General features: G+C 64.2%; 20 protein-coding genes. 9 read left to right on the top strand and 11 right to left on the bottom strand.

What is annotated here, in order from left to right; genetic code table 11:
- Positions 1 to 45: 45 nt before the first annotated feature.
- The 7 genes from VCS63_RS12505 to rpsB all read right to left on the bottom strand — a co-directional run bounded on the left by VCS63_RS12505 (position 46) and on the right by rpsB (position 6,293).
- Positions 46 to 1,245 (bottom strand): 1-deoxy-D-xylulose-5-phosphate reductoisomerase, encoded by a 1,200-nt coding sequence (locus VCS63_RS12505; RefSeq protein ID WP_042793322.1) that lies wholly within the window; start codon positions 1,243 to 1,245, stop codon positions 46 to 48.
- Entirely contained in the window at positions 1,242 to 2,099 is an 858-nt protein-coding gene (locus VCS63_RS12500; protein WP_323879925.1) for a phosphatidate cytidylyltransferase, read from the bottom strand. The genes VCS63_RS12505 and VCS63_RS12500 overlap by 4 nt, the downstream gene beginning before the upstream one ends.
- 52 nt (positions 2,100 to 2,151) lie before the next feature.
- Complete coding sequence (gene uppS / locus VCS63_RS12495) at positions 2,152 to 2,916, bottom strand: polyprenyl diphosphate synthase (RefSeq protein WP_063960969.1); 765 nt, start codon at positions 2,914 to 2,916, stop codon at positions 2,152 to 2,154.
- A 178-nt stretch (positions 2,917 to 3,094) separates the two neighbouring features.
- Positions 3,095 to 3,655 carry a ribosome recycling factor gene (gene frr / locus VCS63_RS12490; RefSeq protein WP_063640834.1) on the bottom strand — a complete coding sequence of 187 codons (561 nt, stop codon included), beginning with the start codon at positions 3,653 to 3,655 and terminating at the stop codon, positions 3,095 to 3,097.
- 15 nt (positions 3,656 to 3,670) lie between these two features.
- The gene (gene pyrH / locus VCS63_RS12485) at positions 3,671 to 4,387 is read right to left on the bottom strand and encodes a UMP kinase (protein WP_008167708.1); all 717 of its coding nucleotides are present in this window, start codon (positions 4,385 to 4,387) and stop codon (positions 3,671 to 3,673) included.
- Between the two features lie 98 nt (positions 4,388 to 4,485).
- Complete coding sequence (gene tsf, locus VCS63_RS12480; protein WP_042793321.1) at positions 4,486 to 5,364, bottom strand: translation elongation factor Ts; 879 nt, start codon at positions 5,362 to 5,364, stop codon at positions 4,486 to 4,488.
- A gap of 179 nt (positions 5,365 to 5,543) precedes the next feature.
- Positions 5,544 to 6,293: a 30S ribosomal protein S2 gene (rpsB, locus tag VCS63_RS12475; protein ID WP_042793320.1), complete on the bottom strand. Its 750-nt coding sequence runs from the start codon at positions 6,291 to 6,293 to the stop codon at positions 5,544 to 5,546.
- An 840-nt stretch (positions 6,294 to 7,133) separates the two neighbouring features.
- On the opposite strand from rpsB, the gene map reads away from it, so the two are divergent.
- The 5 genes from map (at position 7,134) to VCS63_RS12450 (ending at position 12,549) form a co-directional block, all read left to right on the top strand.
- Positions 7,134 to 7,955: a type I methionyl aminopeptidase gene (map, locus tag VCS63_RS12470; protein ID WP_042793319.1), complete on the top strand. Its 822-nt coding sequence runs from the start codon at positions 7,134 to 7,136 to the stop codon at positions 7,953 to 7,955.
- 18 nt (positions 7,956 to 7,973) lie between these two features.
- Positions 7,974 to 10,580 carry a [protein-PII] uridylyltransferase gene (locus tag VCS63_RS12465; RefSeq protein ID WP_323879923.1) on the top strand — a complete coding sequence of 869 codons (2,607 nt, stop codon included), beginning with the start codon at positions 7,974 to 7,976 and terminating at the stop codon, positions 10,578 to 10,580.
- A gap of 75 nt (positions 10,581 to 10,655) precedes the next feature.
- Positions 10,656 to 11,369: a MarC family protein gene (locus VCS63_RS12460; RefSeq protein WP_059380355.1), complete on the top strand. Its 714-nt coding sequence runs from the start codon at positions 10,656 to 10,658 to the stop codon at positions 11,367 to 11,369.
- A 51-nt stretch (positions 11,370 to 11,420) separates the two neighbouring features.
- Positions 11,421 to 11,906, top strand: a complete 486-nt coding sequence (locus tag VCS63_RS12455; RefSeq protein ID WP_063640836.1) for a disulfide bond formation protein B — start codon at positions 11,421 to 11,423, stop codon at positions 11,904 to 11,906.
- Positions 11,907 to 12,027: 121 nt separating this feature from the next.
- A complete protein-coding gene (locus VCS63_RS12450; RefSeq protein ID WP_323879921.1) occupies positions 12,028 to 12,549 on the top strand; it encodes a M48 family metallopeptidase in 522 nt (173 codons plus the stop codon).
- Positions 12,550 to 12,625: 76 nt separating this feature from the next.
- Here the strand turns inward: VCS63_RS12450 and purF are convergent, their stop codons facing one another.
- From purF to folC, 4 genes are all read right to left on the bottom strand, one after another.
- A complete protein-coding gene (gene purF, locus VCS63_RS12445) occupies positions 12,626 to 14,146 on the bottom strand; it encodes an amidophosphoribosyltransferase (RefSeq protein ID WP_042793316.1) in 1,521 nt (506 codons plus the stop codon).
- A 30-nt stretch (positions 14,147 to 14,176) separates the two neighbouring features.
- Positions 14,177 to 14,665, bottom strand: a complete 489-nt coding sequence (locus tag VCS63_RS12440; RefSeq protein WP_042793315.1) for a CvpA family protein — start codon at positions 14,663 to 14,665, stop codon at positions 14,177 to 14,179.
- On the bottom strand, positions 14,665 to 15,483 hold the full coding sequence (locus tag VCS63_RS12435; protein ID WP_063640838.1) for an SPOR domain-containing protein: 819 nt from the start codon (positions 15,481 to 15,483) through the stop codon (positions 14,665 to 14,667). Before VCS63_RS12435 ends, VCS63_RS12440 begins: the two co-directional genes overlap by 1 nt.
- A gap of 63 nt (positions 15,484 to 15,546) precedes the next feature.
- Positions 15,547 to 16,857, bottom strand: coding sequence for a bifunctional tetrahydrofolate synthase/dihydrofolate synthase (gene folC / locus VCS63_RS12430; protein ID WP_253637257.1), 1,311 nt, complete (start codon positions 16,855 to 16,857; stop codon positions 15,547 to 15,549).
- Between the two features lie 164 nt (positions 16,858 to 17,021).
- Between folC and VCS63_RS12425 the strand changes: the two genes are divergently transcribed.
- The 4 genes from VCS63_RS12425 (at position 17,022) to VCS63_RS12410 (ending at position 20,871) form a co-directional block, all read left to right on the top strand.
- Complete coding sequence (locus VCS63_RS12425; protein ID WP_063640840.1) at positions 17,022 to 17,438, top strand: cupin domain-containing protein; 417 nt, start codon at positions 17,022 to 17,024, stop codon at positions 17,436 to 17,438.
- A gap of 66 nt (positions 17,439 to 17,504) precedes the next feature.
- Positions 17,505 to 18,476: a tripartite tricarboxylate transporter substrate binding protein gene (locus VCS63_RS12420; protein WP_308023989.1), complete on the top strand. Its 972-nt coding sequence runs from the start codon at positions 17,505 to 17,507 to the stop codon at positions 18,474 to 18,476.
- Positions 18,473 to 19,705: a CaiB/BaiF CoA transferase family protein gene (locus tag VCS63_RS12415; RefSeq protein WP_175198925.1), complete on the top strand. Its 1,233-nt coding sequence runs from the start codon at positions 18,473 to 18,475 to the stop codon at positions 19,703 to 19,705. Before VCS63_RS12420 ends, VCS63_RS12415 begins: the two co-directional genes overlap by 4 nt.
- Positions 19,705 to 20,871: an acyl-CoA dehydrogenase family protein gene (locus tag VCS63_RS12410; RefSeq protein ID WP_042793311.1), complete on the top strand. Its 1,167-nt coding sequence runs from the start codon at positions 19,705 to 19,707 to the stop codon at positions 20,869 to 20,871. Before VCS63_RS12415 ends, VCS63_RS12410 begins: the two co-directional genes overlap by 1 nt.
- Positions 20,872 to 20,884 lie beyond the last annotated feature (13 nt).

Genomic DNA, 20,884 nt, shown 5'->3' with positions numbered 1-20,884 from the left:
ATCTAGGAAATCAGAGGCCAGCGGGCGACGGCGAAGATGCCTGCATCAGGCCAGGCCCAGGTTGCCCGCAAAGGTGCGCGCCTCGGCATCGAGCGCAAGCACGTCGTCAAGACTGTTGAGCGTAACAGATGCTTGCCGAGCCTGCCACTCCAGGGAAGCCTCGATGACGCGGGAAATCCAGGTGTATGGCAGCCGGCCACCCAGGAAAGCCTCCACGGCAACCTCATTGGCGGCATTCAAGGTCACACAGGCGCCCTGCCCCGCCCGCAGCGCCGCAAAGGACAGGGCCAGACATGGAAAACGAGCCAGATCGGGCTTTTCGAAGTCCAGCCGTCCCAGACGCGTGAGGTCCAGCGGGCCGACGCCGCTGTCCAGGCGCTCGGGAAACCCCAGCCCGTAGGCAATGGGCGTGCGCATGTCGGGCTGACCCAGCTGGGCCAGCACGGAGCCATCGTCGTACTCCACCATGGAGTGCACCACGCTCTGGGGATGCACGACCACCTCGATGCGATCGGGGGGCATGGCGAACAACCAATGCGCCTCGATTACTTCCAGACCCTTGTTGAGCATGGTGGCGGAATCCACCGAAATCTTGCGGCCCATGCTCCAGTTGGGGTGAGCGCAGGCTTGGGCCGGGGTCACCTCGTGCAGGTCTTCGAGATCACGTCCGCGAAATGGCCCGCCGGAGGCGGTCAACAAGAGGCGACGCACACCGGGCGCCGGGCGCTGCGGCGCGCCAGCTCGGCCGCCATGGGGAAGACATTGGAAAATAGCGTTATGTTCGCTGTCGATAGGCAGCAATTCGGCGCCGTTGTCGCGTATTGCCTGCATGAAGAGCGAGCCCGCCGCCACCAGCGCTTCCTTGTTGGCCAGCAGCACGCGCTTGCCACTGCGGGCGGCGGCGAGCGCAGCGGGCAGGCCCGCAGCCCCGACGATGGCCGCCATGACCGAGTCGCATTGAGCATCGGCCGCCGTATCCGCCAATGCCTGTGCGCCCACGCGGATTTCCGGCAAGGGCTGGGAGCCCGCCCAGGCCGCAATGAATTTCTCGCGGGCCGCCGCGTCGGGCACCACCACTACCGCCGCCCGGCTGGCCCGCGCCTGCTCCGCCAGGCGGGCCATCTGGCTGTAGGCCGACAAGGCATAAACCGCCAGCCGCTCGGGGTGGCGGGCAATCACATCCAGCGTGCTTTCACCGATCGAACCGGTCGATCCCAGCACGACGACGCGTTGAAAAGCCGTCAAAACAACACTCCAGACAAAAGTAGCGCAAACGGCGCGACCGGGAGAATCGCGTCGATGCGGTCATAGACCCCGCCATGGCCTGGCAGCAGCGTGCTGGAGTCCTTGCGGCCGGTACGCCGCTTGAGCAGCGATTCGAACAGGTCTCCCACAATCGACAGCACGCCCAATAACGCGGCAATGGGCAAGGCCAGCCAGAAGGTCCAGCGTTCAACCAGCGCGTGGCCGAAAGTACCTTCCCACAGGCTGGAAAGGGCTATCCAGAGCACCGCGCCCAGGACGCCGGCGACCGCGCCCGCGATCGTCTTGCCGGGGCTGACCCGCGGCGCCAGTTTACGCTTGCCGAATGCCCGGCCGGCAAAATATGCCGCGATATCGGCAACCCAGACCAGAGCCAGGAGCGACACCACAAACCCGGCCCCACGCGCAACGAACATCTGCGCCAACACGGCCCAGGCGGCAAAGGCCGCGGGCACCGAAAAAACCGACCAACCCAGACTGGCGGGCGGAGCGTCGGAACGGCCGCGGACCACGGCTGCCACGCCACCAAACAGCCAGACGGCAGCCACTGCCGGCACGACGTAACGCAAAACCCAGGCGGGATCAGCGATTCCGGCCTTTTCGCCCGCCAACCAGGCTGATGCCAGCGCCAGCATGCCCGCGAACAGCAGGACGGCAACGCCGACGGCAATCAAGGGGGAAGGCGGTTGCGGCAGCGTCAAGCGCAGCCACTCCCAATTGGCGCAGGCGGCCGCCAGGGCCAACAACGCGACAAACCACCAGGGGTTCGCGCTGATCATCGCTGCAGCCAGAACGGCCAACAGAATGACTGCGGTAACGATACGCTGGCCCAACATATGACGGTCTCCTCGTGTACAGCCCTGGAAAGACGCGCTAGTCGCCGTCCGTTTATTGCGCGCCGTCTTCGCTGAGTTGCGCGCTGGTGCGGCCAAAACGGCGCTCGCGCGTGCGATACCAGTCAAAGGCGGCTGCGAGCTCGGCAGCGCCAAAGTCCGGCCAATAGCGGTCCGTGAAGTAGAACTCCGCGTAGGCCATCTGCCAGATCAGGAAATTGGAAATACGCTGTTCGCCGCCGGTGCGGATGAACAGGTCCGGTTCGGGTGCCCATGACATGGACAGGTGGCGGGAAAGGCGCTCCTCGTCCACTAGATGGGGCTGAGAGGCCAACGCGGGCTCGGCGGCCAGCATGGCGCGAGTGGCCTGCAAGATGTCCCAGCGGCCACCATAGTTCGCGGCGACCGTCAGGTGCAGGCGGTCGTTGTGGGCGGTGCGTTCCTGCGCCGCGAAGATCAACTCTTGCAGCCGGGGCTCGAAGGCGGACAGGTCGCCAATGACGTGCAGGCGCACGCCCTGCTCTTCGAGCTTGCCGATCTCACGCTCCAGCGCCTGCACGAACAAGCGCATCAAAAGCGATACTTCCTCGGCTGGCCTGCGCCAGTTCTCGGAACTGAAGGCGAACAGGGTCAGATAACGCACGCCGGCGCGGCCGCAGGCCTCAACGACACGCCGCACCGCTTGCACGCCCTTGGCGTGCCCCGCAGTACGCGGCAGCAGCCGTCTCGTCGCCCACCGGCCATTGCCATCCATGATGATGGCCACGTGCTCGGGAATGTCGCGAGTAGCGGGAACCGCCTGGGTCGAACTGGTTGCCATTGGTCTGGAGCTGCGCGCGGTGAAACGGCGAAAACGGAAAATACAGGGAGAAAAGCCTGCGCCGTCGGCCCACGGCTACGCAGTGTTGCTGCGGAACAATGGACAGGACGGCGCTCAGGCAGGAAATCCTGGTCCTCGGGATGATACGGCCAGCCGACCATCCTGAGGCATGCAGGAATTATACGGTCATGATTTCCGCTTCTTTCTGCGCGACCATCTTGTCGATGTCGGCCACGTTGCGATCGGTCAGCTTCTGGACGTCGTCCTGAGAACGGCGTTCGTCGTCCTCGGAGATTTCCTTGTCCTTGACCAGCTTCTTCAGCGCTTCGTTGGCTTCGCGGCGCAGGTTGCGCACGGCGACCTTGGCGTCCTCGCCTTCACTGCGGACCACTTTGGTCAGGTCGCGACGGCGCTCCTCGGTCAGCGCGGGCATCGGCACGCGGATGGTGTCGCCCATCGACATGGGGTTCAGGCCCAGGTCCGATTCGCGGATGGCTTTTTCGATCACGGAGGCCATGTGCTTCTCGTAGGGCTGCACGCTGATGGTGCGAGCGTCGACGAGGTTCACGTTGCCGACCTGGCTGATCGGCACGGGCGAGCCGTAATACTCGACCTGCACGTGGTCCAGGATGCCGGTATGGGCGCGGCCCGTGCGGATCTTGGCCAGGTTGGTCTTGAGCGTGTCAAGCGACTTGGCCATCCTGGCTTCGGCGGATTTGCGGATTTCTGCGACGCTCATGGAATTTCCTTTTCTTTAGACGTGTACCAAAGTGCCTTCGTCTTCGCCGCTGACCACCCGCTTGAGGGCGCCGGACTTATTGATCGAAAACACTTTGATCGGCAGTTTCTGGTCGCGGCACAGCGCGAAGGCCGTGGCGTCCATGACTTCCAGACGGCGGACAATCGCTTCGTCGAAGCTGATGCGCGAGTAACGCGTGGCGGTGGGATCCTTGTTGGGATCCGCGCTGTAGATGCCGTCGACCTTGGTGGCCTTCAGCACGATTTCCGCACCGATCTCGGCGCCGCGCAGCGCGGCAGCGGTGTCCGTGGTGAAGAAGGGATTGCCCGTGCCCGCCGCGAAGATGACGACCTTGCCCTCTTCGAGGTAACGCAGGGCCTTCGGGCGGATGTAGGGTTCGACGACCTGATCGATGTTCAAGGCCGACTGCACGCGGGTGTCGATACCCTTGTGCTTGAGCGCGTCCTGCAGTGCAAGCGCGTTCATGATGGTGGCCATCATGCCCATGTAGTCGGCGGTCGCGCGGTCCATGCCCTGCGCGCCCGGGGCGACGCCACGGAAAATATTGCCCCCGCCGATGACGATGGCCAGTTCTACGCCAGTGGCGGCGACTTCGGCGATCTCATCGGTCATGCGGACGATGGTGGAGCGATTGATGCCGAATGCATCGTCGCCCATCAGCGCCTCGCCGGAAAGTTTGAGAAGAACCCGTTTGTATGCTCTGCTGCTCATAGGTGATATCCCGAAGAACAATCCGACGAAAGTGTAAGACAAGAAATAGGCCGGACTAGAATTTAATCTAGCGCCGGCCTTTAAGCACTACCCTGGGGTCAGGCGCGGCCAGCGGCGGCGGCGGCGACCTCAGCGGCGAAATCGCTGGTCTTCTTCTCGATACCTTCGCCGACAACGAACAGCACGAACTTGCTGATCGAAGCGCCCTTGGCCTTGAGCATCTGCTCGACCGTGGCCTTGTCGTCCTTGACGAACGGCTGCGACAGCAGGGTGACTTCCTTCAGGAACTTCTGCACCGAGCCTTCGACCATCTTGGCGACGATTTCGGCAGGCTTGCCCGATTCAGCGGCCTTCTGCTCGGCAACCGAGCGCTCGGCAGCGATGTCAGCGGGGTTCACGCCGTCAGCGTTCAGGGCCTTGGGCTTGGTGGCGGCGATGTGCATCGCCAGGTCCTTGCCCACTTCCTCGGCGCCCGAGTACTCAACCAGCACGCCGATGCGGCCGCCGTGCACGTAGCTGGCCAGCGCGTTCGGGGTCTCGATGCGTTCGAAGCGGCGGATTGCCATGTTTTCGCCGATCTTGCCGATCAGGGCGGTACGGGTCGATTCGACCGTGCCGTCGCCGTAGGGCAGCGCCGACAGAGCGGCCACGTCGGCCGGGTTCTGCGTAGCGACCAGTTCGGCCAGCTTGTTCACGAAAGCCACGAAATCGTCGTTCTTGGCGACGAAGTCGGTTTCGCAGTTGACTTCGATGACGGCGCCTTTCTTGGCGTCGGCGGAGATGAACAGACCGATCAGGCCTTCAGCGGTGACGCGGGCGGCAGCCTTGCTGGCCTTGTTGCCCAGCTTGACGCGCAGGATTTCCTCGGCGCGGGCCAGGTCGCCCTCGGCTTCCGTCAAGGCCTTCTTGCACTCCATCATGGGGGCGTCGGTCTTTTCGCGCAGTTCCTTGACCAGGGCAGCGGTAATTTCAGCCATGTTTGCTCCAATTTGCTAGAACATGCCCCGGCACACCGGGACAGTGGTTTGATTCGATGGGACATCCGCGATTCGCGGATCAGGAAGATGGGAGCCCACCTTCGCACTGCCGGCGAGGCGGGAGCGGACCCGCATTCGGAACCGCTCCCAGACACTAACCGCCGGACATGACAATAGGCTTAGGCCTGGTTGTCCTGGACTTCGACGAACTCTTCCTGGCCTTCGCCCAGCTCTTCGACCAGACCGTTCAGGTTCTGCTCGCGGCCTTCCAGCACGGCGTCGGCGATGCCCTTGGCGTACAGCGCGATGGCCTTGGCCGAGTCGTCGTTGCCGGGGATCACGTAGTCGATGCCTTCGGGCGAGTGGTTGGTGTCAACCACGGCGACCACGGGGATGCCCAGGGTCTTGGCTTCGGCGATGGCAATCTTGTGATAGCCGACGTCGATCACGAAAATGGCGTCGGGCAGACCGTTCATGTCCTTGATGCCGCCGATCGACTTGTTCAGCTTTTCCAGTTCGCGTTGGAACAGCAGGCCTTCCTTCTTGATCATGCGCTCGGCGCCGCCTTCGGCGACCACGGCTTCCATATCCTTCAGGCGCTTGACCGAGGTCTTGACCGTCTTGAAGTTGGTCAGCATACCGCCGAGCCAGCGGGCGTCGACGAAAGGCATGCCGCAACGCGCGGCTTCGGCAGCGACCAGCTCGCGAGCAGCGCGCTTGGTGCCGACGAACAGGATGTTGCCACCGCGAGCAGCCAGCTGCTTCACGAACTTGGTGGCTTCCTGGTACTTATCAACCGTCTTTTCGAGGTTGATGATGTGAATCTTGTTGCGATGGCCGAAGATATAGGGGGCCATCTTGGGGTTCCAGTAGCGGGTCTGGTGACCGAAGTGGACACCCGCTTCCAGCATTTCGCGCATCAAAGACATAACTTTCTCCAAGGGTTGATTTCTTGTGCCACACCTGCATCAGCCTCTGGCTGACACCCTGGGTGGTGTTGCACGCGATTTCCCGCCTACGCGGGATGACAAAATTTTAACCGGGCCGACCGATCACTGCCGCAATAACTACAGCGCCTCTGGCGCCTTCTACTACGCTGCCGCGATAAACCCAGACGGCCGCCACGACCAAGAGCCTCACACCGCATGCCTGCAGGCGCTTATCCAGACCCACCAGGAATTTCCTGGAAGTTTCCGGCGGTTTCCCGAAAGCGCACCCGGACCTGTTTTGTTGGCAGCGAAATCCAGCTCTGGAAAATCCAGCTCTTCGCGTTCAAGCGTGGGGATTGAACCCCGGCTTCAGTTCGACCGCGCATCAGACCGTCGGGGCATTTCTTAAGAAAATGCGAACATTTTCAAGAACTTAATCCGACATCCGCACCGAGTCCAGACCCTGAGCCTGCATCGCCGCTCTAAAACATGACCGGGCTTACAAGCACGCCGCGCCCCAGCTTCCGCAAGTCCGTCGGATTGTTGCCGCCACGCCCGCACGGCCAGTTTTTCAGCAAGTTCCCGTTCCATAACCCACGGCCGGCCCCGAATTCGCTCCACAACCTTCGCTTGCGGTGACTTCAGAACCTGCCGCCGATCAGAATCGATCCGCTGCCAAATTACCTGCCGGGCTTGCCTGGTACGCATCAATGCCAAAGGCCAGCACCCGCCGGGTTCAGCCTTTGCCGTAACCCGATTGCTCCCCAAAATTTTAGGGAAGCCTATAATTCTACTATTCTTTCAAGCAGACATTCAAGCGAGACATCGCCAAGCTACTTCATGGGCACTATTACCAATCAAGCCGACCTGGCCAAGATGCGCGCCGCCTGCCAGGACGCCGCCAAAGTCCTCGATTTCATCACCCCGCACGTCAAGCCCGGGGTCACGACCGGGGAACTGGACCGCCTCTGCCTGGAATACCTGACCGACGAACTGGGCGTGAAGTCCGCCACCGTGGGCTATGCGCCCCCGGGCTACCCCCCCTTTCCCGGCGCCATCTGCACCTCGGTCAACCACCAAGTGTGCCACGGCATCCCGGGCGACAAGGTGCTCAAAAACGGGGATTCGCTGAACATCGACGTCACCATCATCAAGGATGGCTGGTTCGGCGACACCAGCCGCATGTACGCCGTGGGTGAACAGTCCATCTTGTCGCGCCGCCTGACCGAGATCACCTTCGAGTGCATGTGGAAGGGGATCCAGCAGGTAAAAAATGGGGCCACGCTCGGCGATATCGGCAACGCCATCCAGAAGCACGCGGAATCCAACGGTTTTTCAGTGGTGCGCGAGTTCTGCGGTCACGGCATCGGCCAACGTTTCCATGAAGATCCGCAGGTGCTGCACTATGGCAAACCCGGCACGGGCGTGAAGCTGACGACCGGCATGCTGTTCACCATCGAGCCCATGATCAACGCCGGACGCCGCGAAATCCGCCAGCTGTCCGACGGCTGGACGGTCGTGACCCGAGACCACAGCCTGTCCGCGCAATGGGAGCATGCTGTCTGCGTCACGGATACCGGCTACGAGGTTCTGACCCTGTCGCCTGGCATGCCCCAACCGCCCGCCTTCATCACCGAACCCCTCATCATCCCCGCCGTCTGAAGCATCTGCATAGCCACCATGACCGCCGCAACCCTCAGCGCCCTGCGCGAACGCATCCAGGAAGCCCGGCGGACCGCGGTGGCGCAGTTCCGCACCCACCTGCGGCCGGACACTCTGCTGTCCGAGCTGCGCCGCATCGTTGACGCCGCACTGCGGGACCTGGTCAAGCACTGCCCGCTGCCCGCTGGAGCCACCCTGGCCGCCGTGGGCGGTTATGGCCGGGGCGAACTCTACCCTCATTCCGACGTAGACCTGCTCATCCTGCTGCCGCACGCCCCCACCCCGGACGAAGAAGCGGCTATCGAGAAGCTGGTGGCCTCGCTGTGGGACCTGGGCCTGGAGCCCGGGCATAGCGTGCGCACCATCGAAGATTGCGAGCGCGAGGCCGATGCCGACATCACCGTGGAAACCGCCTTGCTGGAATCCCGCTGGCTGGCCGGCAGCCGCACGTTGATGAAGGCGTTCGAGGCTGCCACACGGTCCCGCCTGGACCCGCGCGCCTTCTTTCGCGCCAAGCGCGTCGAAATGCAGCAGCGCCACGCCCGCTACCACGACACGCCCTACGCGCTGGAACCCAATTGCAAGGAGTCGCCCGGGGGGCTGCGCGACCTGCAGGTGATTCTGTGGATGGCAAGGGCGGCGGGCTTTGGCAATAGTTGGCGGTCCGTGGCCCAGGCCGGCCTGCTGACCTCATCCGAGGCGCGCGACCTGCGCCGCGCGGAACAGGCCTTCAAACGCCTGCGCATCGAGCTGCACCTGCTGGCGAACCGCCGTGAAGACCGCGTGCTGTTCGACCTGCAACCCGCGCTGGCCGAGGTCTACGGCATCCACGCCACCGCCACCCGCCGCGGCAGCGAACTGCTGATGCAGCGCTACTACTGGGCGGCGCGCCTGGTGACGCAGTTGAACGGCATCCTGGTGCAGAACATCGAAGAACGGCTATTTCCGCGTCCCGACAGCGACGCGCGCGATATCGACGACGATTTCCGCAATCTGCGCGACCGCCTGGACATCATTCGCGACGATGGGTTCGAGCGCAATCCCACCCTGCTGCTGCGCGCCTTCCTGGTAATGCAGCTGCATCCGGAGCTGACCGGCATGTCCGCGCGGACGCTGCGGGCCATTTGGCATTCGCGCCACCGCATCGATGCCCAGTTCCGCCGCAACCCGGTCAACCGCAAGCTGTTCTTGCAGATCCTGCAGCAGCCGCGCGGCATCGTGCACGAACTGCGGCGCATGACCATGCTGAACATCCTGCCGCGCTACTTGCCGGTGTTCCGCCGCATCGTGGGGCAGATGCAGCATGACCTGTTCCACGCCTATACGGTGGACCAGCACACGCTGGCGGTCGTGCGCAACCTGCGCCGCTTTACCATGCCGGAACATGCGCAGGAGTATCCGTTGGCCAGCCAATTGATCGCCAGCCTGGACCGGCACTGGCTGTTGTACGTGGCGGCGCTGTTCCATGACATTGCCAAGGGGCGTGGCGGCGACCACTCCGAGCTGGGCGCACGCGAAGTGCGCAAGTTCGCCCAGGACCACGGAATGGAGCCCGAGGACACCAAGCTGGTCGAGTTCCTGGTCCGCCAGCACCTGCTGATGTCGGCCGTGGCGCAAAAGCGCGACCTGTCGGATCCGGCCGTGGTGCAGGATTTTGCCGCCACCGTGAAGGACGAACGCCATCTGACGGCCCTGTACCTGCTGACGGTGGCCGATATTCGCGGCACCAGCCCCAAGGTCTGGAACGCGTGGAAGGGCAAGCTGCTGGAAGACCTGTACAAGCTGACCCTGGCCGCGCTGGGCGGCGCGCACGCCGACGCGCACACCGTGCTGACCGAACGCAAGGAAGAGGCCGCCCGCCTCACCCGCCTGGCTGGCTTGCGCGACGACGCCCGGGAGGCCTTCTGGAACCAGCTCGACGTGGCCTACTTCCTGCGCCACGACGCCTCGGACATCGCCTGGCACACGCGCCACCTGTACCACCAGGTCGAACCTGCGCAGGCGGTGGTGAAGGCCCGCCCCACCGAACATGGGGAAGGCCTGCAGATCATGGTGTACACCCGGGATGCGCCCGACCTCTTCGTGGCTATTTGCGGCTATTTCGACGCCAAGTCGCTCTCCATCCAGGACGCCCGCATCCACACCACGCGTCACGGCTGGGCGCTGGATAGCTTTATCGTGCTGCTGCCGGAAGGCGCGAGCGACCTGCGCGCCCAGGCCACCCTGGTCGAGCATGAATTAGCGGAGCGTCTGAGGGATCCGCACGCGGCCGCCCAGCAGCAGCCGGCCCGCAGCGGGTACTACGGCCGTGGCCGCCAATCGCGAGTGTCGCGGGTGTTTCCGGTCATGCCGCAGGCCGAACTCCAGCCTGACGAACGCAGCACCTCGTGGCGCTTGTCGGTAACCGCAACCGACCGTCCCGGCCTGCTGCACGCCCTGGCGCGAGTCTTCGCGCGCCACGAAATAAACCTGCTCATGGCCAAGATCATGACGCTGGGCGACCGCGTCGAAGACGTGTTCATCGTGGACGGCTCGGCACTGGCCCGCCCGCGCAGCCAGATGCAGTTCGAGCGCGACATCCTGGATGCCCTGGCGGGCGAGGAAGCCCAGCAGCGCGCCGCCTGAGCACCGGCGCCTGGCATCGCCAGCGCCGCCGGGACCGCATACAATCCCGGTTTTCGGCCTGGCGATACCGTCCCCATGGAGCTAAACGATTATCTGCGCGTTTTCGGTACCAGCTTCTTTTTCGCGCTGGCCACCCTATTGCCTTTCCTGAATCCGCCCGCGATCGCGCCGATCTTCCTGTCACTGACCGAGGGCGCCTCGTCATCCACCCGCATGGTGCTGGCCAAGCGCGTGGCGATCAACGTCTGCCTGATGCTGATCGTCGCCATGGTCGCGGGCAACGTGCTGCTCAGCTTCTTCGGCATCTCGCTGTCCATCGTGCGGGTCGGCGGCGGCATGCTCGTCATCGCCAGTGCCTGGCGACTGGTGAATTCGCCCGATGCCGACACCGAGCGCGTGGCGCGCATGGCCGAATCCTTCACGCCTGAAATGGCCAAGGCCCGCGCCTTCTATCCCCTGACATTCCCCATCAGCTGCGGCCCCGGTTCCATCGCAGCAGCCATCACCGTCGGGGTGTCGCTGCGGGACCAGAACCACGTACTGAGCCTGCTGCGGCTGGGCGGCTCCATCCCCGGTATCATCGTTGTCTCCGTGACGCTGTACATCTGCCTGCGCTTTGCGGCGCAGATGCTGCATAGGCTGGGGGACAATGGCACGGCCGTGTTCATGCGGCTATCGGCCTTCATCATGCTTTGCCTGGGCGTGCAGATCTTCTGGGAAGGTTCGCGCGAACTGCTGCTGGGTGTATTGCAGCAAGTGATGCAACCAATTCCGATTCCCAAGGCCTAAGCCTGGCCGGATGCAGCGTCCGGCCCCTTTTTCAACCTCTACAGCACAACAATGCCCTCTCGCTCAGAACGCCTGCTCCGCCTGATCGCCCTCTTTTGCTTTGGCGCCGTCGGCGTCGCCCTTGTTTCGCAGCACGTCTTCGACATGCCGCCCTGCGCCTGGTGCGTCATGCAGCGCCTGATATACCTGGTGATCGGCGTCATCGCTCTAGTGGGCGGATTTGGCGGCGGACGCGTCTTGACCCGCTTGTGCGGTGCGCTGACCGCGCTGCTGTCCCTCAGCGGCATCGCCGCCGCCTGGTACCAATACAGCGTGGCGGCCAACATGCTGTCTTGCGACCAGACCTTCGCCGACCGCTTCATGACCGGCATCGGCCTGGAAAGCGCCGTGCCATGGCTGTTCGGCATCTATGCCACCTGCATGGACGCCAAGGTGCCAGTGCTGGGTATCGAGTACGCCTTGTGGAGCCTGGCCCTCTTCGTCATCATTTTCTTCATGGCTTTGCCCGTCGCCTTCCGGCGCGGCAGTTCGCAGTAAGCACCGTGCGGGCGCAGCCAGAGGATCGGAATGCCGCCGCCCTGCGCCAGCTGGTCCTGGGGCATGCTGCGCTGATGACCTGGCCACGCCTGACGGTGGTGCCGGCACGCTTTTCTTGACCATGTCCACTTTGAAGTACCTGACCGGATATCCCGAATCCTTGCTCGCCCAGGCCCGGCAACTGCTCGACCAGGGCAAGCTAGGCGCGGCGCTCCTGGCACGCTACCCCGCCGGCCCCCACGGCATCCGTACCGACCGGGCGCTGTACCAGTACGTGACAGACCTGAAGAACGCCTACATGCGCAATGGGGACCAGATCAACAAGGTGACCTTCGACAGCAAGATCCATGTGATCCAGCACGCCCTCGGGCAACACACCTATATCTCGCGCGTGCAGGGTGGCAAGCTCAAGGCCAAACATGAGATCCGGGTGGCGACGCTGTTCAAGACGGTGCCGGCCGAATTCCTGAAGATGATCACGGTGCACGAACTAGCCCATCTGAAGGAGAAGGACCACAACAAGGCCTTCTATAACCTGTGCCTGCGCATGGAGCCGCAATATCATCAGTACGAGTTCGACCTGCGCTTGTACCTGACGCATCTGGACGCCACGCGCGTCGCGTTATGGAAGAGCTCAACCTGAAATCTCCAGACGCACAGACGCCCGGCCAAAAAAAATGCCGTCCCGAAGGACGGCATTTTTCTTGCTGCCTGGCATCTCAGGCGTCGTTAGCGGCGTAGCCCATGTTGAACTGCAAGCCGCTGGCGCCCCCTTCCTCGCCCGGTTCGGCGCGGGACTGGCCCAGGCGGGCCAGGTACTCGGGGGTGATGTCTCCCGTGACGTACTGGCCGTCAAAGCACGAGGCTTCGAAGCGGGACAGCTTGGGATTGATGTCGCGGACGGCCTGTTGCATGTCATTCAGGTCTTGGTAGACCAACGAATCGGCGCCGATCGCGCGGGCGATTTCCTCATCGCTGCGGCCGGTGGCGATCAGTTCGCTCTGCGTGGGCATGTCGATGCCATAAACGTTCGGGAAACGGACCGGAGGCGCGGCCGAAGCGAAATACACCTTGTTGGCGCCGGCGGCGCGGGCCATGTCCACGATCTCGCGGCTGGTGGTGCCGCGCACGATGGAGTCATCCACCAGCAGCACGTTCTTGCCCTTGAACTCCATGCCGATGGCATTGAGCTTCTGGCGCACCGATTTACGGCGCACGGCCTGGCCCGGCATGATGAAGGTACGGCCGACGTAGCGGTTCTTGATCAGGCCTTCGCGGTAATCCAGGTTCAGGCGCGCGGCCAGCTGCATGGCGGCGGGACGCGAGGAGTCCGGAATCGGCATGACGACGTCGATGTCGCCCAGACGCATGTTGCGCGCCACCTTGTCCGCCAGGTACTCACCCATGCGCAAACGGGCGTCGTACACCGACACGCCATCAATCAATGAATCCGGACGCGCGAAGTACACGTACTCGAAAATGCAGGGCACCAGTTGCGGATTGTCGGCGCATTGGCGGCTGACGAAGCGTCCGTCCAGATCAACGAACACCGCTTCGCCGGGCTCGACGTCACGCACGAAGGCAAAACCGCTGCCTTCCAGCGCCACGGATTCCGAAGCAACCATCCACTCGACGCCCTCTTCGGTTTCCTGGCGGCCGATGCACAGCGGACGGATACCGTTGGGATCGCGGAAAGCCAGCAAGCCATAGCCGGAGATCTGCGCCACCACGGCATACGCGCCGCGCACGCGCTTGTGCAAGGCGGACACTGCGCGGAATATGGCGTCGTCGTCCAGGGACACACCATTGGCCGACGACTGCAGCTCGTGAGCCAGCACGTTCAGCAGGACTTCGGAATCGGAGTTGGTATTGATGTGGCGGCGGTCGACCCGGTAGAGCGATTCGCGCAGTTCACGCCAGTTGGTCAGGTTGCCGTTATGGGCGAACATGATGCCGAACGGCGCATTGACGTAGAACGGCTGGGCCTCTTCCTCACTGGCGCTGGAACCGGCGGTGGGATAGCGGACCTGGCCCACACCCGACGTACCCGGCAGCGCGCGCATGTTGCGCGTGCGGAAGACGTCGCGCACCAGGCCGTGCGCCTTGTACATATTGAATTGGTTGCCCTGCGATGTCGCGATGCCCGCGGCGTCCTGCCCGCGATGCTGCAACAGCAGCAAGCTGTCATAGAGCAGCTGGTTGACCGGCCCGCGCCCGATGACCCCTACGATTCCACACATGGTGAGATTTCCTGGTTGATGTAAAGCTAATCAATACGGCAGCCACGTCGCCAGGGACGGCGGCAGCCACGTCTTGATATGTTTGATGGCCTCGATGGCCGAATGCGAAAACATGGCGTCCTTCCACCACGGCTCTTCCGGCAGCGGCGTGTAACCTGCGGCGGCGACCAGCGCCAGCACGATCAACAGGCCACGAGCCAGCCCGAACATCCCGCCCAAGCCGTGGTCGGCGGGACCCAGTCCGGTACTGCGGATCAGGGCGGCAAGCGTCATGTTGACCAACCCCACGCCAAGCAGCACGATGATGAACACCGCAGCGTACGAAACTCCCATGCGCAGCAGCGTCGTTTCAATATAGGGCTCCAGCCAGACATAGACTGTGGGGCCCCACCATATCGCGGCCACGAAAGCCAGCAGATAGGCGACCAGCGACAGCACCTCTTTGAGCAGGCCGCGCACCAGGCCCAGCACACCCGAAACCGCCAGGATGGCCAGCACGACGAAGTCGAAGCCGGTCACTATTGGGCGGCAATGAAACCATTGTCATAGCCCAGGGTGCGCAACCGCGCCTGGGCCGCCTGCGCCGCCTCGCGCGAGGGGAACGGCCCCACCCGCAGACGGTACTGCTGTTTGCCGTTGATGGTGGCCTGTTCGACGAATGCGTTGGTCACGCCGGCCTGGTGCAGCTTGCTGCGCCGCGACTGGGCGTCCTCGGACGTGGTGTAGGCAGCAATCTGCAATACGAAGTTTCCTTTGGCGGCCGGCTTGGGCGCGGGCGTGGCGGGCGCGGGGCGTCCTTCCAGCAGCGCCAGCGCGCGCGCGCCGTCGTCCGAACGGTTGTCGGGCTTGGCCGGCGTCGCGGGCTTGGGCTCGGGCTTGGGCGGCGTGGCCGGCTTGGGTTCGGGCTTGGGCGGGGTGGTGGCCGCGGTCGCAGGCGGAGTCGCGGGCTGCGCCGCAGGAGGCGTGCTCGGCGTGGCCGTCGCTGGCGGCTGCTCGGAAGTCAGCGGAGGCGGCGTGGGGATGGCCGAAGGGTCCGTCGGCGCGGCGCTGCCCGGCGCGGGCGTTTGCGGCGCGGCGACTTGGGGCTCGGTCACTTGCGGCTGGAACGGCGTGTTGCGGTCCGGCACCCTGATGGGAATGTTGTCGTCGACCGGCGTGGGCTGCGAATCCAGCACCATGGGCAGGATGATGACGGCGGCGAGTACCAGTGCGACAGCGCCTGCCAGCCTGCGCCGCGCGCGGCCGCGCAGCTCCGCAGCCTGCACCTCGCTGGGCACTGCCGCCCGCTTGGAGGACTGCGCCTGATCGGCAGGATCTTTGCGTTTGAAAAAACCCATGGAGGAGAATTCCTTGCGGCGATATGGCGGCGGGCCGCCTGGACGCGATTGACCCGCTGCTGCCTATGCCTTGCGACCCAGAGCCTGCAAAACCGAGGCTACGGTGAGAAACGAGCCGAACACCACGATTCTATCATTCTCCCCCGCCCGTTCGCGCGCCGCCGCAAAGGCCTGCGCGGGATCCGCATACGAGGAGATGCCCGGCTTTTCGCCCCCCGCGGGTGTGGGCGGCAACGCCGCGGCCACCTGTTGCGCAAGCGCTTCCCCAGTCGTGCCGCGCGGCCCCGGCAGACCCGCGCAGTACCAGTTGTCGACGCGCGTGCCGAGCTTGGCGATCACACCGGCCAGGTCCTTGTCGTTCAGCATGCCGAATACCGCGTGGGTATAGGGATGGAAACCCATGTTATCGAGGTTCTGCGCCAGCACCGCCGCCGCATGCGGGTTATGCGCCACGTCCAGGATGACCGCGGGCTGGCCCGGCAGGATCTGAAAGCGCCCCGGCAGCGAGGCCTGCAACAGCCCCAGGCGCACCGCCTGTTGCGGTATCGGCAGGCGGTCGCGCACCGACTCCAGCGCCGCAAGCGCCGCCGAAGCATTCAGCAACTGATTGGCGCCGCGCAGCGCCGGATAGGCCAGGGAATTGCGGCGCTGTTCGCGTCCACCGTAAGCCCACTGCTGGCGATCGCCCGAATAGTTGAAATCACGGCCGAAGAGCCAGAGGTCGGCGCCGATTTCCTGGACATGGTCCAGCAGCGATTGCGGAGGCATGGGATCGCTGCAGATGGCCGGCCGCCCGCTGCGGTAGATGTGGGCTTTCTCGAAGCCGATCTTTTCACGCGTGTCGCCCAGCCAGTCGGTGTGGTCCAGGTCGACACTGGTGACGATGGAGCAATCGGCATCGACAATGTTCACGGCGTCCAGGCGACCGCCCAGGCCGACCTCCAGCACCACGGCGTCCAGCCTGGACTGCGAAAAGAGGCGCAGGATGGCCAAGGTGGTGAATTCGAAATAGGTCAGCGAGACCTCGCCGCGGGCGGCTTCAACCGCCTGGAACTGGGCGATCAACGCCTCGTCCGTGGCGATCTGGCCATTGATGCGGGCACGTTCGTTGAAGTCGATCAGGTGAGGCGAAGTGTAGAGCCCGACCTTATAGCCGGCCGCGAGCAGGATCGCTTCCAGCATGGCACAGGTGGACCCCTTGCCATTGGTGCCGCCGACGACGAACTTCACCCCGGACAACGCCAGCCCCATCCGGCCGGCCACTTCCCGCACCCGGTCCAGCCCCATGTCGATGGCAGTGGCGTGGATCGATTCCAGGTACTGCAGCCAATCGGGCAAGGTGGCGGAGGCGTCGGGCGTGCGGGCAGAAGACATGACTGGGCCGAGAGTGAAATAAGCCTTCGATTTTAGCAGTCCACGCACCGTGTTTTCCCTAATCCCCCAGGGAGCGACAAGGTATCCACCGCTAAAAACCGCTTGCCGATATTTTTTCCATACATAAAAATAATTTCACGTATGAAAATTTATTCGGACTGAACATGACACAACGCAAGACCCCGGCCTGGCTCGTGCGCGAGGCCTCCGTGCCCGGCTATCACCCTGCCAACCACACCGGCACCCTGAACCGCCGCCTGATCGGCCCCGACACCGTGGGCGCCCGCGGGGTGGAAGTGCTGCTGGGCGTCATCGACAAAGGCAAAGGGGCCTTGCCGCACGCCCATCCCGGCATCGAGCAGGTCTGCTACTTGCTTTCCGGCACGGCGCGGGCCCAAGTCCAGGACGAATGGGCTGACATGGGTCCCGGAGACTGCTGCTATTTCCCGCCGGACGTTCCGCACGTATTCACGGTCACGAGCGATGAGCCTGCCCGTCTGCTGGTGATCTACACCCCGCCTTATGAAGAATCCCCCGACCGCGTGATCCGCGGCTTTCCGGCGCCCCCCGCAGCCGCCTGAAGCGGCCACAGCCTCAGGCCGCGGACGCAGAAACCGCGCCTGGATTCCAAACCTGGAGACAACCCAATGAAAGTCCTGCCCCTGCTGGGCGCCGCCCTGATGAGCGGCGCGGCCCTGTTCACCGCGCCCGCCGCGCACGCCGCCGATTACCCAGCCAAACCCATCACCCTGATCGTTCCCTTCCCCGCCGGGTCGGGCACCGACGCGGTGGGCCGCATCTTCGGCGCCGAGCTCGCTACCATCCTGGGCCAGCAGGTCGTGGTGGAGAACAAACCTGGAGCCAATGCCACCATCGCGGCCAACTACGTGGCGCGCGCCAAGCCCGACGGCTACACGCTGTTCGTCACCACCAATACCTCTCATTCGGCCGCGCCATGGCTGATGAAAAACGTGCCGTACGACCCGGTCAAGGATTTCACCCCCATCGCCCGCGGCGGCAACCTGCCCTTCATTCTGGTCGTCAACCCGAAGCGCCCATGGAAAACGGTGGGTGAATTGGTGGCCGACGCCCGCCAGCGCCCCGGCCGCATTACCTATGCCAGCGGGAACAGCACCGGCATCGTCGCGGGCGCCACCCTGGCCAACCGCGCCAAGATCGACATCCTGCATGTGCCCTATAAGGGCACGCCACAGGGGCTGACCGACGTGGTGGGCGGGCAGGTCGACTTCATGTTCACCGACCTCGCTTCCGGTTTGCCGTTCGTGCAGTCGGGCCAATTGCGTGCCCTGGCGGTGTCGACCGCGGAACGCAGCGCCATCGTGCCCGACCTGCCGTCCATGGCCGAATCCGGCGTGCAGGACTTCGACCTGAACTCCTGGAATGGCTATTTCGGCCCGGCCGGCATGCCGCCGGAAATCGTGGCCAAGCTGAATGCGGCGATCAACCAGGTGGTCGCCAAGCCGGACGTGCAAAAACGCCTGGCCGGCCTGGGGTTCGACGCGTTCTCCAGCACACCGCAAGCCTTCGCCCAGTTCGTGAGTGCGCAGCTGGACCTGTGGGGCAAGCTGATCCGTGACGCAGGAATCGAGCAGCAATGAGCGACAAGCCACAATCCGAAGCGCCTGCGGCCGGCCCCCTGGCGGGCCTGCGCATCCTGGACTTGAGCACGGTCGTCATGGGCCCCTACGCCACTCAGGTCCTGGCCGACCTGGGCGCCGACGTCATCAAGGTCGAACCGCCCGCGGGCGACAACATGCGCGCGGTCGGCCCCATGCGCAATCCGGGGATGGGACATATCTATTTGCACCTGAACCGCAACAAGCGGTCCATCGTGCTGGACCTGAAGACGCCAGAAGGCCTTACGGCCTGCCTGAAGCTGGCCGAAGACTGCGACGCCCTGCTCTACAACATCCGCCCCCAGGCGATGGCCCGGCTCGGTTTGTCCTACGAAGCCGTGGCAGCGCGCAATCCCCGCATCATTTACCTGGGCGCCTATGGCTATGGCGAGGCCGGTCCCTATGCCGGACGGCCCGCCTACGATGACCTGATCCAGGGACAGACCGGCATTGCCGCCCTCTCCGCCCAACAGAGCGCAGATGTGCCGCGTTACGCACCGCTCACCCTGGCCGACCGCGCGGTGGGCTTGCACGTCGGCATCGCGCTGTTGTCCGCGGTGCTGCATGCACGCGGCACAGGGCGGGGCCAACAGGTCGAACTTCCCATGTTCGAAGGCATGGCTCACCTTGTGCTGGGCGACCATCTGGGCGGCGCGACCTTCGATCCGCCGATGGGCCCTACCGGCTATGCCCGCCTGCTGGCGCCGCACCGGCGCCCCTACGCCACCGCTGACGGCTACATCTGCCTGCTTATCTACAACGACAAGCATTGGCGCAACTTCTTCGATCTGATCGGCCGGCCCGAGCTGTCGCAAGACCCGCGTTTCAGTTCGCACGGCGCGCGCGCCGCCCACATCAGCGAGGTCTACGCCTTTGTCGCCGACGTCATCGCCACCCGGCCCAGCCAGGACTGGCTAGAAGGACTGGCGCGGGCGGACATCCCCGCCTCGCCGCTCTATACCGTGGACGATCTGCTGCAGGATGAACATCTGGCCGCGACCGGCTTTATCCGGACCATGGACCACCCCAGCGAAGGCCCCATCCGCACAACCGCTCCTCTCGGCAAATACGAAAGCACTCCCACCTCCATACGCCGCCCCGCCCCCAGGCTGGGCCAACACAGCCGCGAAGTGCTGGCCGAGGCCGGCTACGACCATGCCTGCATCGACGCCTTGGCGGCCCGCGGCATCACTCACGATGGAAACGACTGATGGACTTTGAATTCACCCCAGAACAGCTGGCGCTGCGAGATGCCGTCTCCCGAATCTGCGAACGCTATCCGGATGAATACTGGCTGGAGCGCGACCGCGAAGGCGGCTTCCCGGAGCCCCTGCATGCCGATCTGGCTCGCGACGGCTGGCTGGGCATCGCCATGCCCCAAGAATATGGCGGCGCGGGCCTGGGCATGACCGAAGCGGCGCTGATGATGCAAACCATTGCGGCTTCCGGCGCAGGCTTTACCGGCGCCTCGGCCGTCCATATGAACATCTTCGGCCTGAACCCGGTCGTGGTCTTTGGCAGCGACGAGCAGCGCCGCCGCTGGCTGGAACCCTTGATCGCCGGCCGCGAGAAAGCCTGCTTCGCGGTGACCGAACCGGACGCCGGGCTGGACACCACCAAGCTGCGTACCCGCGCCGAACGCCAAGGCGACGAATACGTCGTGCATGGCCGCAAGATCTGGATATCGACCGCCCAGGTCGCCCACAAAATGCTGCTGTTGGCGCGCACCACCCCGCTATCCGATGTCGAAAAACCGACGCAGGGACTGTCGCTGTTTTATACGGACCTGAACCGCGACAAGATTGAAGTGCGTGAAATCGAGAAAATGGGCCGCAAGGCGGTGGACTCGAACATGCTCTTCATCGATGGCCTGCGCATTCCCGTGGCCGACCGCATCGGCGAGGAAGGGCGAGGGTTTGAGTACATCCTGCACGGCCTGAATCCCGAGCGCATCCTCATCGCGGCGGAAGCGGTGGGCATCGGCCGCGCAGCACTGGAACGCGCCGTGAAATACGCGGGCGAGCGTACGGTGTTCGGCCGCCCGATAGGCCAGAACCAGGGGATCCAGCATCCGTTGGCTCAGGCCTGGATGCAGCTGGAAGCGGCGGATCTGATGGTTTTCAAGGCTGCCAGCCTCTATGACGCGGGCAAGCCTTGCGGTCCCTACGCCAACTCGGCCAAGTATCTTGCGGCCGAAGCCGGCTACAACGCCTGCCAGACCGCCGTCATGACTCTGGGCGGCATGGGCTACGCCAAGGAATACCACGTAGAGCGCCTGCTGCGCGAGAGCTTCATTCCCCGCATCGCGCCGGTCAGCCCGCAACTGATCATGTGCTTCATAGCGGAAAAAGTGCTGGGGCTGCCCAAGTCCTACTGAGAGCCGCAAATCC

This window comes from Achromobacter sp. D10 (assembly GCF_035282245.1).
GTDB classification, from domain to species: Bacteria; Pseudomonadota; Gammaproteobacteria; order Burkholderiales; family Burkholderiaceae_B; genus Achromobacter; species Achromobacter insolitus.
This window is presented reverse-complemented; position numbering and strand designations above follow the sequence as displayed.